This is a genomic window from Chitinophaga sp. CF418 (assembly GCF_900142925.1).
In the GTDB taxonomy this organism is placed as follows: domain Bacteria; phylum Bacteroidota; class Bacteroidia; order Chitinophagales; family Chitinophagaceae; genus Chitinophaga.
In genome coordinates this window covers 51,455-66,009 of record NZ_FRCN01000022.1, presented here as the reverse complement: position 1 = coordinate 66,009, position 14,555 = coordinate 51,455, and the positions used below count along the sequence as shown (strand labels likewise).

At 45.3% G+C, this 14,555-nt stretch carries 14 protein-coding genes; 5 read left to right on the top strand and 9 right to left on the bottom strand.

The annotated features are described in order from the left end of the window. Positions 1 to 8 precede the first annotated feature (8 nt). The 7 genes from F3I09_RS33510 to F3I09_RS33480 form a co-directional block, all read right to left on the bottom strand. Positions 9 to 899 carry a DUF5777 family beta-barrel protein gene (locus F3I09_RS33510; RefSeq protein ID WP_149699420.1) on the bottom strand — a complete coding sequence of 297 codons (891 nt, stop codon included), beginning with the start codon at positions 897 to 899 and terminating at the stop codon, positions 9 to 11. A gap of 8 nt (positions 900 to 907) precedes the next feature. Beyond that, on the bottom strand, positions 908 to 1,450 hold the full coding sequence (locus tag F3I09_RS33505; protein ID WP_149699419.1) for a YceI family protein: 543 nt from the start codon (positions 1,448 to 1,450) through the stop codon (positions 908 to 910). Positions 1,451 to 1,459: 9 nt separating this feature from the next. After that, the gene (locus tag F3I09_RS33500; protein ID WP_149699418.1) at positions 1,460 to 1,861 is read right to left on the bottom strand and encodes a cytochrome c; all 402 of its coding nucleotides are present in this window, start codon (positions 1,859 to 1,861) and stop codon (positions 1,460 to 1,462) included. Between the two features lie 11 nt (positions 1,862 to 1,872). Then, a complete protein-coding gene (locus F3I09_RS33495; protein ID WP_149699417.1) occupies positions 1,873 to 2,295 on the bottom strand; it encodes a hypothetical protein in 423 nt (140 codons plus the stop codon). Positions 2,296 to 2,321: 26 nt separating this feature from the next. Next, entirely contained in the window at positions 2,322 to 3,731 is a 1,410-nt protein-coding gene (locus tag F3I09_RS33490; RefSeq protein ID WP_149699416.1) for a PorT family protein, read from the bottom strand. Beyond that, positions 3,719 to 4,231: an RNA polymerase sigma factor gene (locus tag F3I09_RS33485; RefSeq protein ID WP_223233465.1), complete on the bottom strand. Its 513-nt coding sequence runs from the start codon at positions 4,229 to 4,231 to the stop codon at positions 3,719 to 3,721. Before F3I09_RS33485 ends, F3I09_RS33490 begins: the two co-directional genes overlap by 13 nt. A 279-nt stretch (positions 4,232 to 4,510) precedes the next feature. Further along, entirely contained in the window at positions 4,511 to 5,764 is a 1,254-nt protein-coding gene (locus tag F3I09_RS33480; RefSeq protein ID WP_149699414.1) for a sigma factor-like helix-turn-helix DNA-binding protein, read from the bottom strand. A gap of 109 nt (positions 5,765 to 5,873) precedes the next feature. On the opposite strand from F3I09_RS33480, the gene F3I09_RS33475 reads away from it, so the two are divergent. The 3 genes from F3I09_RS33475 (at position 5,874) to F3I09_RS33465 (ending at position 9,204) form a co-directional block, all read left to right on the top strand. Next, the gene (locus F3I09_RS33475) at positions 5,874 to 6,671 is read left to right on the top strand and encodes an SDR family oxidoreductase (protein ID WP_149699413.1); all 798 of its coding nucleotides are present in this window, start codon (positions 5,874 to 5,876) and stop codon (positions 6,669 to 6,671) included. Between the two features lie 66 nt (positions 6,672 to 6,737). Further along, entirely contained in the window at positions 6,738 to 8,747 is a 2,010-nt protein-coding gene (ligD, locus tag F3I09_RS33470) for a DNA ligase D (RefSeq protein ID WP_223233464.1), read from the top strand. 31 nt (positions 8,748 to 8,778) lie between these two features. Continuing rightward, positions 8,779 to 9,204 carry a DUF6496 domain-containing protein gene (locus tag F3I09_RS33465; RefSeq protein WP_149699412.1) on the top strand — a complete coding sequence of 142 codons (426 nt, stop codon included), beginning with the start codon at positions 8,779 to 8,781 and terminating at the stop codon, positions 9,202 to 9,204. A 68-nt stretch (positions 9,205 to 9,272) separates the two neighbouring features. Here F3I09_RS33465 and F3I09_RS33460 read toward each other — a convergent pair whose 3' ends face one another. Further along, a complete protein-coding gene (locus tag F3I09_RS33460; RefSeq protein ID WP_149699411.1) occupies positions 9,273 to 10,037 on the bottom strand; it encodes a LytTR family DNA-binding domain-containing protein in 765 nt (254 codons plus the stop codon). Beyond that, positions 10,012 to 11,079, bottom strand: a complete 1,068-nt coding sequence (locus F3I09_RS33455) for a sensor histidine kinase (RefSeq protein ID WP_149699410.1) — start codon at positions 11,077 to 11,079, stop codon at positions 10,012 to 10,014. The genes F3I09_RS33460 and F3I09_RS33455 overlap by 26 nt, the downstream gene beginning before the upstream one ends. A gap of 144 nt (positions 11,080 to 11,223) precedes the next feature. Between F3I09_RS33455 and F3I09_RS33450 the strand changes: the two genes are divergently transcribed. Together F3I09_RS33450 and F3I09_RS33445 are read left to right on the top strand one after the other, a co-directional pair. Next, on the top strand, positions 11,224 to 13,542 hold the full coding sequence (locus tag F3I09_RS33450) for a TonB-dependent receptor (RefSeq protein ID WP_149699409.1): 2,319 nt from the start codon (positions 11,224 to 11,226) through the stop codon (positions 13,540 to 13,542). A 5-nt stretch (positions 13,543 to 13,547) separates the two neighbouring features. Continuing rightward, complete coding sequence (locus tag F3I09_RS33445; RefSeq protein WP_149699408.1) at positions 13,548 to 14,360, top strand: DUF4249 domain-containing protein; 813 nt, start codon at positions 13,548 to 13,550, stop codon at positions 14,358 to 14,360. Positions 14,361 to 14,555 lie beyond the last annotated feature (195 nt).

Below are 14,555 nucleotides of genomic sequence, written 5' to 3'. Positions count from 1 at the left end.
TCCTTTCGTTACTTTCTGAAGTTGAAATTCCTCGAGATATTGAATCCGAAGAAGATATCCCCTTTACCCCAGCTACCATTTGTTTTAGACAGGTAATAAGGTCCGACCATTCCATTGGAATTGGTGAATACCAGCTGAAATACGTGTCCGCCTGTCTCAATGTCTATTCCCATGGAGAGCGAATTATATGCCTTAGTTGACACTACCGGGTCAGCTAACAGATAGTTATATTCAGCAGTAAAACTCATCCTCTTGGTGAACTTCATTCTGCCGCCTGCACTGATGGCAAAGACGTCATTATTATCCTGCGGTGTAGCTACCAGGTTATAATGCGTCCATGATGGCGCCAGCTGCAGAGAAAGGTTACGTGAAAACTTCCTGGCTATGAGTAACTGGGAAGTATAACTGGTACGGAAACGCGTATTCAGAAAAGACTTATCTGTATAACGCTGTGTATAGTGAGTCACGAGTTCATAAAGACTGATCGAGACAGGCACGGCGCCTGTGCCTTCTGATTGACGTAATATCTTGTACTTGATATTGCCATCAAATGCCTTGTCAACAGAGCTTCTGCCTACGCCAACAGATAACCTGTCAGTTAACCCATAATCCAGGCCAAAGCGGATAGAAGCATTGTCCAGTCCGAACAGCTCATAAGCACCTTCATTCAGCTTTCCGAAACGGTGCATAATGAGGAACTGCAGGTTTTGTTTACCGGGCGATTCTACAGTAGGCATATTGATCAGCTGTGTGGCTTTGAACGTTCCGGTTACAATATGCGCCTTATCAGCAGCATTCTCAGAATCGTTCAAGATATTCAGCAGACTCGTATCCTGCGCAATGGCAGCTACATTTCCAAGTAATAAACACAATATGATATAACAGGCTATCTTTTGCATATTCAAAACTATTTTGCCGGCAGACACACCGCGACTATTTGTATATTAATTTGTGACGCAATCTTATCTTTTACCAGAGACGGTATTTTGATATTGAAGTCGGAAGGTTTTACGGCAAAAGCAGATTTCGCTGTCAGTTTTCCTTCCTGTACTTCCAGTTCTCCGGGCACAGTGATCTGCTGTGTAACGCCGTGCAGCGTGAGCTGTCCGGTTACCTGCACCTTGTAGGTTCCAGGTTTAGCAGGCACATCACCAGTGAAAGTACCGCTGAACTGTGCTTTAGGAAACTTCTCGCTTTCCACGTAGTTCTCGTTGTAATGTTCCTGCATCAGCTGTTTAGGAAACAGGAAATTCCGCTGTAACAATGTAAACGCTACGGATTTCTTCGTGAGATCTACGGCGGCGAAAGCCTGGCTGTTCTCAGCTTTGATATCTTCCAAAGGTGTTTTGGAGAAAAAGCTGACATTCCCGTTCCTGGTCATAAATATCTGCGCCTGCATGGGCAGGTAGAGCAGACAAGCCAGTACAATAAAGCATATGGTTCTCATCATTACAACAGTTTAATTGTTCAGTGCACCATGATTGATCCAGGATCTGATCTTATTGATATTACAATCAGACAATTTAGAACCACCCTGTGGCATAGCAGGATAACCAGCATCGTGATTGACCACATGCAGGAGATTACCATTATCAACCTGTGCTTTCACGCCGGCATAATTACCCAGTGATACACCGCCGCTTACATTACCATTGCCATGACAGCTATAGCAGCTGGCAGATATGATAGGCAATATGTTGGCTGTATATTTCATATTTGCGGTATCACAGCTGTTATTACCGCCACCATCGGGAGGATTGGGATTGTTGGTGATATCCTGTTCATTGTCTTTCGAGCACGAAACGATGGTTGTTGTGAATGCAATCGCAATTGCAAATAAAGGAAACAGTACTTTTTTCATAATCTGAGTTGTTACTTGTTATTTATAATAGTTGCGTCGACAATACTTACATCCATCAGCATACCTGTGCACAGTCCTTTGATCAGCACTGAATCTCCCACTTTAGGAAGCTGCTTCTCTTCTCCCGGCACGATGCTGCAATTCACTCCTCCTGCACCATTTCCATCTCCTGCGAGTAATAGGGATACCGATGTTCCTGTTTTCTGTATGTCAGTGATAGTACCTTTCACTTCCACCACCTTGTTCACATAATTGGTGTTGGCCTGCTGTTCATTACTGGCAAATTCTTCATACAGTTTCTGCGCACTGATATGTTTATCTGTGCGGGACGCTGCTGCGGAAGTTCTCGGTTTATTATACAAATAGTATCCTGTTCCCGCCGCTATAAGGCAAAGCAATGCCCCTGCGAGAATGATCAATTTTCTTCGCGTCATGTTATAATTCTTATTAAGTACGGTTCTTATTTAAGCCGTAATGGCCGTGTCAGGCCAACGTTCATGCCCACACTCGTTACGGGCAGATTACCAACGCCGATGCCTTTTACAGGTATCATTACATATGGTTCTACCCGCAGGGTTCCTAATACACCTACCGGACGCTCGTAGCCTACGCCCAGGTGCATGTTTGAGAACCAGTCTTTGGTAGCTTTTTTATACACCCAATTCCGGTCTCCATAGGTTCCATAGTATTCGTAACTATAATTATATCCCTGTTTTTTCATGATGTACGATGACATTCCACCGTTAACATACCAACTGCTCTTAGCCCCTGTCGCAAAAGTATACCGCACATTCAGTGGTATTTCATACATATTACACCACCCATCCACATCTATCAGCTTTATTCCATCTGGCCATGGTGTTTTCTTCGTCTCGAAATATTTACCTTCTGAATAATAATATTTGCGTTCGTATATCACACCGGTTTCCACTGCCAGTCTTTTACTGAACCTGTAACCAGCTAATAGTCCCACATTATATCCCACATTGGAAGTACGCTGAAATTTCACCGTAGTAATATCCGGGCTTGCGATCAATCCATAATACAATCCCTTTTTCAGAGAAGCTGGCTCCTGCTTCTCCTTTTTAGCCGGCACCGTAACATTGTTGTCTGACTTTGCAAGAACTGGTATCCTGTTATTGGCATGCAGGATATTCACTGCCGGATACGTCTCCCTGTTAGCAGTACCCCTGATGCCATCAAGGCTTAGTTGAGTATTATTAACAGCAGTTATCCCCGGCCTGGCAGCAGGATAACTGCTGATGGGAACATCCTGTATTACGCTGGCGCGTACATTGGTATTCCCTGTCTTCCTGTTCACGGAGGATTGTTCACTGTCCCCTGTTGTTAACCGGCCGGCCGTATATTGATCAGGTCTTACTGTAACCTTCTGCTTATCATTCCTGACTACATGTTCATCCGCATCCTGATGACCGCGGCTACCGGTACCAACTTCTTTTCCTTTAATGAACTGGTTTCCGTTTATAGCTTCTTTACTATGCTGATCTTCCTGAATTTCGTTGTTGTTTACTACATCCTGTGCTGTCTGTATACCGGTAGTATGACTGTTAACCGGTACCTGCAGCTTAGGATGATACAATGCCCGGCCCTCATCTCCTGATGGAAGACGTTCCCCATCATACAGGCCTTTAACAGCTGTAACAAGAAGAAGTGCAGTCATGATCCCAAAGAGACCGAATCTAAACCACCAGCGACCTGTACGCCCGCCTGTAGCTGTCCCCTGCTGATTATTATCAGCCTGCTGCAACTTGTTCCGCACAGCTTCCCAGTCTCCCCCGCCAGTGTTCAGGGGATAATCTGAGGCCGCATTGCGGAAAAGTTCGTCCATATCGTCGTCTAGGAGCTGCATACGTCTATTTCAGGTATATCTGTGTTTAATTTTTTTTGTAAATACGCCCTTGCTTTTGCCAGGTTTGACTTTGAGGTACCAATGCTGACATTGAGTTTATCAGCAATTTCCTGGTGGGAGAATCCATCAATTACATACATATTGAATACCACCTGGTAGGACGGCGGTAGTTCTTTGACCAGTACGATCAACTCCTTGTAATATAATTTCTGTTCGGCTGATTGTCCTACATCCGGCACTTCCCATACCTCTTCCGGTATACCTCCGATCTCGGGTATCATATTTTTCCGTCTCAGTTCATCAATTGCCGTATTGACCATGATCTTCCTGATCCATCCCATCAACATCTTTTCCTGGTCTTCTGATTCCTCGCAACTGAACTTGTCAAAACGGGTAAATACTTTCACAAAGCCATCGTTCACAACATCTTTGGCATTTTCATACCGGTAGATGTACCTGAATACGATCTTAAAAGCATAGCCATAGTATTGCTCATACAATAACTTTTGGCATCTGGGCTGTTTATTAATGCACCCCTGTATTATGGTAGTCAGTTGTTCCAATGCTTATCAATAGAGGCTCACGTTTGTCCTTTATACCTACTTAATACGGAACTCTTCAAGAAAGGTTGCCTGAGGTATAAAATAATTTCCAGATAAGAATCCCACAGCTATATAAACAACTATAAATCAATAATTTTTGGCGAAAAAATTATTCCTGGCCCTGGCATTATCTACCGTAAAATTACACTTATTCCCGGGCGGGTTGCAATAAATTACTTATTTAAGTCCTTCTTTCCAGGCAGCAATAGCGGAGGTGTCGGCAGGGGTGACTTTAATGGTACCTTCCTGGCTAATATCTGCCTGCTGACCGGGCAGCAGGGACAGGTCTTTACCTTCCGTCTGTACCCTGACGGTGCTTCCCAGGGCGGTAATGACCATATGTGAAGGGGTGGTATAGGCATGTATATTAAAATGGGGTCCTGTTACATCGGCATATATTTCATAACCGCGGATATGAAATGGCTGGCTGGCGCTACCAGCTACCCGGAAACTGGCCTCCCCCTCCACTTCCACTATCCTGCCGGCCACACTATATGTAGCCGGATACCTGACGGCGCTACCACTATTCATCCACACTTCCGTTCCATCGGGCAGGATATCTTTGGATTTATGCGGGCCGGCGGACGACATAGCCCTGAAAGATGCTGATTTCTCAGAGCGCATCACGATCAGGTAAATACCCGGCCCCACTATCAGGAATAAAAGCGCGGCAATGGCGTACAGGTAATTGAGGCGATGGGAATAGATGCGCCTTATCATCCGGGTGCTGTCTGCCGGTATAGGACGGTCTATAGCTGTAGCTTTTGATACTATGGGCATCCAATGCTCGTCAAAGGGGGGAATAACCGGAGGACGTTCCTCCAGCACCTTTGTTTTCTCCACCACCCACTGATTGTGACGTGAAGTTACACTGCTATGCGCCACATCCTTCAGGCATTGCCTTACGGACTGGTGAACGGCGTTAATGGCGCAAGTAACAGTGTCTGCTGACAACTGCATAGCAGCTGCTATCTGGGCGGGAGTCATCCCCTTCAGGCGGTGCAGCTCATAGATCAGTCTCCTCTGCTCCGGCATCGACATGATCGCGTCGTGGATCAAAGACTGGTAAGCCTTGTAATGCTGTATTTCGGGAGGGATCTCCTCTTCATAGAATGGTATGGGAAACAGTTCTTCAGATGATGAGTCCTGCAGATAACTATAACATTCCTGCAAAGCTACAGAGCGGAGATAGGCATCCAGGTCTTTCACAAGCGGCAATTTGTCCCTGTGCAGCCAGATGATTATGAAGGTTTCCTGCAACACCGCGTTGATGCATCGGGCATCTCCCTTCAGGACAACAGCAAGATCAGCATATACCGAAGGAGCCGCAGCCCTGAAGAAGCGGGCAAAAGAAATTTCATTGCCATCGGCAATGCTTTGCAGCAGCTCTTTCCCGTGGTAATTTATCTCATCCATAACTCCGACGATCATAACAGGAATATACGAAATATATGGAACCTGATCAAACCTTCAGCCAACGGCCCATTTCAGCGATCAAAGCAAAAGTGTAGCTTTGCGGCACCTCCAAATCATCCGTAATATGAATTTCGAGCATAAAGTTGTCTGGATCATTGGCGCCTCTTCCGGTATCGGAGCTGGTCTGGCGAAAGCATTTGCAGCAAAAAAGGCACGCCTGATCATTTCTTCCCGCGATAATGCTACATTAAGATCACTGGAGCAACAGTTGGCCGGTCATACCGGTTGTACAATACTGCCGGCCAATATGACCGACCGCTTAGCATTAGTACACGTAGTGGAGCGTGCCATGGGCATCTATGGGCATATTGACATCGTTATTCATTCAGCCGGTGTTGGACAACGCTCGCTGGCGATCGATACAGAGCTGTCTGTATATAACCAGCTGATGGAGGTTAACTTCTTCGGTCCTCTGGCTGTCACACAATACCTGCTGCCCCATTTCAGGAAGCAGGGCCATGGACATGTGGTGGCCATCAGCAGTATGTCCGGTCTTATGGGCTTCCCTATGCGCAGTGGTTATGTTGCATCCAAACATGCATTGAAAGGTTATTTTGAAACACTGCAGGTAGAACATACCCTGGACAACTTTTATGTAACCATTGTAAGTCCCGGCAGGATTAAAACAGCGTTATCCATGTCTGCACTAACAGGAGATGGCACCTCTTACGACAAGATGGATAAAGGCCAGCTGAATGGTATTCCTGTCGACGAATGCGCTGACAGGATATTGAAGGCCATCAGCCAGAAGAAAAAACATGTGATCATCGCCAGAAGTGAACGGCTGCTGTACTGGTTGCGGATACTGATACCTGCTGCTTATTATCGTATTGCAAGAAAGAGAGGATTGGATAACCAGTAACGGTGTATGTTATGCTCATGAGATTGCTGTCATGCATACTGGTAAGATCTTTGATCTTATCTATACATGCGTAAAAAATCCTCAGCTCCCAGGATATCCGGACGCACGCGGGCTAAGTTCCCCGCTACTGTAGCGCCCATGCTGGCCACACTGGTTGATAAACCAGTTGAAGCGCCGGATTGGATGTATGAGGTAAAATGGGATGGGTATCGCGCAATAGCCTTGCTGAACAAGGGAGATATACACCTTATTTCGCGTAACAATAAATCATTCGATGAAAAATTTTATCCCATTCACGATGCATTAAAAACATGGAACATCCACGCAGTAACAGATGGGGAGATAGTGGTGCTCAATGAAAGCGGGACTTCCAGCTTCGGGGATCTGCAAAACTGGAGGAGTGAAGCTGATGGTGAATTGATCTACTATGTATTTGATCTTTTGTGGCTGAATGGGTATGACATTACACAATTGCCCCTTGTACAGCGCAGGGAATTGCTGGAACAACTGTTTCCCGCACCGGATATTATAAGGCTTAGCGCCAGCTTTCACACATCTCCTTCAGCGTTCCTGACAGCTGCAAAATCACTGGGCCTGGAAGGTATCATCGCCAAAAAAGAAGATAGCCTCTACTATCCAGGCGTACGTACTACTGAATGGTTAAAGATCAAGATTAATCAAAGACATGAAGTGGTCATAGGCGGATATACCCGTAATGAAGATTCCTCCAAGCCTTTCAGCTCATTGCTGGTGGGTGTTTTTGATGATGGCAAATTGCAATATACCGGCAAGATAGGCACCGGCTTTTCCACCGCCAGGCAGAAGGAACTGATGCAGTTATTCAAACCACTGACTGTAAAAAGATCTCCCTTTACAACAGTTCCAGATGTTAATAAACCTTCCCGCTTCAGGCCCAATCCACCGAAGGCAGTAGCCACATGGCTAAAGCCGGAGCTGGTATGTGAAGTAAGTTATGCAGAGATCACTTCGGATGGCGTGATGCGCCACCCCTCCTTCGAAGGTATGCGGGAAGATAAGGCAGCAAAAGACGTCACGAGAGAAGCGCCTCAGCCTGTCCAAAAAGCAGCAAAGAAAACAGGTACGGCTATCTCCCAAAAGATGCTAACACCTGTGATAGGCGGTAACCGTAAAACATTACTCAATCCATCTGAAGATACCCAGGTCAGGAAAATCAATAAACATGAACTGAAGTTTTCCAATCTCAATAAAGTATTCTGGCCGGAAGAAAAATATACCAAGCGGGACATGCTGAACTACTATTACCAGGTAGCCCCCTATATTGTACCTTATCTGAAAGACCGTCCCCAGTCGCTGAACAGATTCCCCAACGGCATAAAAGGCAAGAGCTTCTATCAGAAAGATGTAACAGGGAAAGCACCCGACTGGATCAAACAATTCCCTTATCACACCAGTGAAGGGGAAGACAAAAACTTCATGGTAGGTACAGACGAAGCCAGCCTGTTATATATGGTTAACCTGGGCGCCATTGAAATGAACCCGTGGAACAGCAGGATACAAAAGCCGGATCATCCGGATTGGTGCATTATTGATCTGGATCCAACAGAAAAGAATACCTTTGAACAGGTAATACAAACAGCGCTTATCACCAAAGAAGTTCTTGACAGTATCAAAGCCCCGGGATATTGCAAAACATCCGGTTCCACCGGCATACATATCTACATTCCTTTAAACGCCAAATATACTTACGATGAATGCCAGTTGTTCGGTAAATGGATCGCTACACAGGTACATGCTGCATTGCCTTCATTTACCAGTATAGAACGTATGACACAGAACAGAAGGGGCAAAATATATGTTGATTATCTACAGAACAGGCCCAAATCCACACTGGCAGCACCCTACTCATTACGGCCAAAGCCGGGCGCTACGGTGTCCATGCCTTTGCATTGGGAGGAAGTAAAAAAGGGATTAAAGATGAAAGACTTCAATATTACCAATGCAGTTGCCCGGATCAATGAAATGGGCGATATATTCAAGCCGGTACTCGGCAAAGGAATTGATATGAAGAAGATACTAAGTACTATGCAACGATGAAGTTTATTTATTAACCTTTAAATTCTACATTATGGCAAAGTATTCAAAAAGGAGCCAGGACAAAGTGGAAGAGAATATGCGTGAGATGAAAGAAGGTAAACTGAAAAGCGGCAGAAGCGGCAAGAAAGTCACTAATCCCAAACAGGCTATCGCCATAGGATTATCGGAAGCCAGGAAAGAAGGCGCCAAAGTACCAAAGAAAGCTGCGGCGAAGAAAGCCGCCCCGAAGAAAAAAGCAGCTGCGAAGAAAGCTGCGCCTAAAAAGAAGGCTGCTGCTAAGAAGAGAGCAACACCAAAGAAAGCAGCTGCTAAAAAAGCCGCTCCAAGGAAAAAGGCTGCAGCTAAAAAGGCCGCCCCCAGAAAGAAAGCTGCCGCGAAGAAGAGAGCAGCACCAAAGAAAAAAGCAGCTGCAAAGAAACGGGCTACACCGAAGAAGAAGGCTGCTGCGAAGTCTTAGATATTATGGGTTAATTGAAATGTAAGGACCTGCAAATACGTCGTTCCCGGCGAGTGTAGCAAATGGAGTTATTTCCCCGACAGCCAGGCGAGGAACTGAGGTGCTTTTTCTTTACTGATGGTGATCACCTCTTTAAAGGGCACAGACAGGTTCACGCTTAACTTGCGGGACACATAGTGGGAAGCGTCTTTTATGGCCTTACGGTTAACGAGGAATTGTCTGTTTACCCGGAAGAAATCATTACCACAGAGCTGTTCAGCTTCTTCCAGTGATTTCTTCAGGTAATAGTGTTGCCTGTCAAAAGTCATCAGGTACAAAGTCTCCTTTTCAATATAGAACAATACGATATTCTCCAGCCTGACCGGCACTATTTTGTCTTTATAATGCACCAGTATAGCCGCAGGTTTGAGTGTATGTTGCTGCACTGTTTCAGCGATCGTATTGGCGCGATTATCTGTGCCTGCGCCGGTAAACTGACGGCGCAGATTATTATACTTTTTGATCGCATCTGCAATGGAGGCATTGGTGAACGGTTTCAGTATATACTCGATGCCATTGGTCTTGAATGCCTGCAGGGCGTATTCATCGTATGCGGTGCAGAAGATTACAGGCGCTGATACTTCTACCGTTCTATAGATATCAAAGCTCTCTCCATCTCCCAGTTGTATATCGCTGAAAATAAGGTCAGGCATGTCGTTCTGCTGGAAATAAGCTACTGCCTCCCTGACTGATTGCAGCACTGCCACTACTTCTACAGTATTATCCAGTTGCTGGATACTTTCTTTAAGATCTTCTGCTGTCAATACCTCATCCTCTATAATCACTACCCGCATGCTGCAAGATTTTTATTTTTACGGTGAATGTTCTTCCATCGTCTTCTATCAGAATATCTTCTCCTGTCAGCATCTTATAACGTTCTGACAGGTTCATTAATCCGCTGCCTGTAGAAGCTTCCGTCTGATGCTTCACCTGCAGATTATTCATCACTTTCAGATAATCCCCCTCCTGGATCACATCCAGGTACAAGGGATCTTCATTGGTCAGCACATTGTGTTTAATTGCATTTTCCAGTAGGGGCTGCAATGAAAAAGCTGGCAGCCAGCGGTTGCTTAATGCCTGCTGATCGATATCAATAGAGAATTTCAGGGCTTCTCCTGCACGCATTTTCTGCATTTCCAGGTAATCTACACTTAACTTGATTTCATCTCTCAGTGAAATGATGTTCTTATGTCCCTTTGAAATACTGGCCCGCAGAAAGTCTGACAAATGGATCAGGTATTCTTCCGCCTTTTCGGGATGACGGCGGATGAGGGCCTTCAGTGTATTAAGCGCATTAAAAAGGAAATGTGGATGGATCTGCTGTCGTAATAACTGGTTGATGGCTTCCGTATTGGCAAACTTCAAACGGGCATTCTCCAGTTCTGCATCATTTTTGGCATGTACGAGGATGATATAGTTATGAACCATCAGTACAAAGATGTTAAACACAGTGCCATGCAACATAAACAGCAGCGGCCATACCGTTTTATTCCTCACCTGTTCATACCAGTCAGGGATAACAAAAGTATGCAGGTTAGTAGACAATACCATCCTGAAACACAGGAAGTTAAAAAGTAACGCTCCTGAAAAACTGGCTATAGCCCTGTACAATTTGAATTGCCAGGAGGAATAATTCCAACGCCTGGAAAGCCACAACTGTACGCCCACATTATACAGGCTGAGGACCAGGATACCCACGAGGATAACCACTGATTTGGCCAGGACCGTGCTCAGGGAATACTCTTTGGCAGAAGAGGTCAGTCCCACCAGGATGGCGATACTTAGCGCTGCGATAAAACTTATGCGTACAAGACTTTTTACTGGTAATCTTTTCATGTGCTTCAGGCTGCAAGTTAAGTACAAAGCTTGGGTACAATCAACTTTTCGCTGTCCATTTCAACCGCAATTTTGTCTGTTTCGGCCCAGCCACTTTTTGCATATCAGATAATTATTATTTGTTTCGCACTAAATTTACACCTGATGAAATCAAAATTGTTGCTCATTGCTGTTATGCTGACGGCTGGTAAAGCCATGGCACAGCAAAAACATACAATTAGCGGAACCATTAAATCCAAAGCCAAAGGCGAAACCCTCATCGGCGCTACTGTAAGAGTCAGTGGTGGCGGTGGTACTACAACTAATGAATATGGATTCTATTCCATTACCCTCACAGACGGCAAACACAAGCTGGAATTCTCCTCTATGGGTCTTCAGGCCTATCAATCAGAGTTTGTGCTCCGGAAAGATACCGTTATCAACATTTCCCTGGAAGATGAATCTGTCAGCCTGGGAGCAGTAACCATTACCGGTACCAGCACCAAAAGAAGCCTCAGTACGCCTCAGATGGGACTGGAAAAGCTGACTACCAAAGAGATGAAGAATGTGCCCGTATTACTGGGAGAAAGAGATGCCATTAAAGTTATCCAGTTACTACCCGGTATCAAGTCGGCCGGAGATGGTAACGCCGGTATGTATGTACGTGGCGGTGCTGCTGACCAGAACCTGATACTATTGGATGAAGCGCCTGTATACAATGCCTCTCACCTGCTGGGTTTCTTCTCTACCTTCAACTCTGATGCGATTAAAGACATCGCCGTATACAAAGGAGGTATGCCTGCACAATATGGCGGACGTTTGTCTTCCGTGCTGGACATCAAGATGAATGACGGCAATAACCAGGACTTCGGCGTTAGCGGTGGTATTGGTCTTATTTCCGCCAAGCTGAACGTGGAAGGTCCTATTCAGAAGGATAAATCTTCCTTCCTGGTTACAGGCCGCAGAACATACGCCGATATGTTCCTCAAGCTATCCAGCGATTCCAGCCTAAATAATAATACGCTCTACTTCTATGATATCAATGCCAAGATGAATTATGAACTGGGTGAGAAAGATAAACTATACCTGTCTGGTTATTTCGGTAAAGATAAACTGGGCGTAGGCGATCTGTTCGGTCTGCAATGGGGTAATACCACTGCCACCCTGCGCTGGAATCACATCTTCAATAACAAATTGTTCTCCAATACATCCCTCATCTATAGTAATTACGACTATACTATCTCCATTAACAGTGGTTCTGTAAATGCAGATATCTATTCAAAGATCAGGGACTACAATCTGAAGGAAGAGTTACAATGGTATCCATCTTCCAGTCATAATATTCGTTTCGGTATCAATTCCATTTACCATACCATCACTCCAGGCCAGGTCACTACTTCTGAAACTTCACAAATTAACGCCAGGACACTGGAAGACCGTTACTCCTGGGAGAATGCATTGTATATTACCGATAACTGGAAAATGTCTGACAAGTTGAGCGCGACCTATGGTCTCCGTCTGTCTTCCTTCAGCATCCTGGGTAAAGGTGATTTCTTCAACCTGGACAAGGATGGTAAGATACTCGATACCCTTCACTATAAAAGCGGGGATTTCGTAAAGACCTATGTCAACCTGGAGCCCAGACTGGCGCTGAGCTATAAGCTGAACAGCACATCTTCACTGAAGGCATCTTATGTACGCAATACCCAGAACCTTCACCTGATCTCCAATAGTACTACCAGCAGTCCTACTGATAAATGGGTGGCCAGCACCAATATCATTAAACCTGAAATATCCGACCAGTACTCTATTGGTTACTATAAAGACCTTTTCGGCGGCGACTATGAACTGACTGTTGAAACCTATTATAAGTCTTTACAAAACCAGATCGATTACCGCGATGGCGCTGATGTCAACACTGTGAGCAACGCAATAGAGTCGGAACTGCTGTTCGGTAAAGGACGTGCTTACGGTATTGAGTGGTTGTTCAAAAAGAGAGTGGGTAAATTCAGCGGATGGCTGAGTTATACACTTTCAAAAACAGAAAGACAGATAGATGGTATCAACAACAACAAGTGGTATAATGCACGCCAGGACAGAACACATGATATAGCCATCGTGGCCATGTACCAGGTAAGTAAGAAATGGACATTGTCTGCCAACTGGATCTATTATACCGGCGATGCGGTAACCTATCCTTCCGGTAAATATCAGATAGATGGTCAGACCGTATACTACTTCACTGGCCGTAATACGTACCGTATGCCCAATTATCACCGCCTGGACCTGGGCGCTACGCTGCAGCTGAAGAAACGTAAACGCTGGTCATCAGAACTGGCCTTCAGCCTCTACAATGCTTATGGCAGGGAAAATGCATACACCATCACCTTCGAAGACAGTAAGGAAGATCCGAATAAAACAGTAGCAAAACAAACTGCACTGTTCAAATTCATTCCTTCTATCTCTTACAACTTTAAGTTCTAATTACCATGCGCAACAGTTATATATATACCATACTAGGCTCGGCGCTGCTACTCGGCACCGCCTGTGAAAAGGAGATCGATCTTAATCTGAACGGCAATGATAACAAGTTAGTGATCGAGGCTGTGCTGACAGATACCAAAGGCGACTGTGTTGTAAAACTCAGCCGTACCAAAGATTTTGCTGCAGACAATTCCTTTGCAGGCGTATCTGGCGCGAAGGTGCAGATCTATCATAACGGCGACACTACGCTGCTGACTGAAACAACCACCACGGGTGTGTATGCTGCACCGGAACTATCCGGCAGCGGTGGCAATACCTATGGCTTGCTGGTTACACTCGGCAATGAGCAATATACAGCGACGTCTTATATGCCGTCCAAAGTACCGATGGACTCTTTGTCTATCGTGGAGGAAGATCTTTTCGGAGATATAACCAAAGTAACCAATGTCAGCTTTAAAGACCCTGCCGGGGAAACAAACTACTATCGTTTCCAGCAGTACATCAGGGGAACAAAAGTAAAACGGTACTATGTGCGTAATGATGATCTTACCAATGGTAATGACATCAATGCACGGTTGTACATCCTTGGTGAGGATGATGACGACCATGAGTATGACATCAACAGCGGGGATGAGATCACCGTGGAGATGCTGAATATTGATGCTGCGGTGTATAAGTATTTTTTTAGTCTCAGTAGCAGTGCTACCGGTGAGAGTGAGTCCGCTACCCCTGCGAACCCTGTGAGTAATATTTCAGGGAATGCAATTGGGTATTTCAGTGCACAGACAGTAGAGAGGAAGACGATTATCGTTCCTTGATAACTTCATTTTATTTTTTGGGGACGCCGGCCACGATTTCTTGTATGGGATCGTGGCCGGTGTTTTTGGGGAATATGGAATATGCCATCCCCCGGGTTTGCAACCCGGGGCTACAAACACTAACGCTCCTAACGGAGCTACCTGAAGTGATTGATATGTGCGAATAGAGGCCGATGTGCCCATCCTGGTCATTCA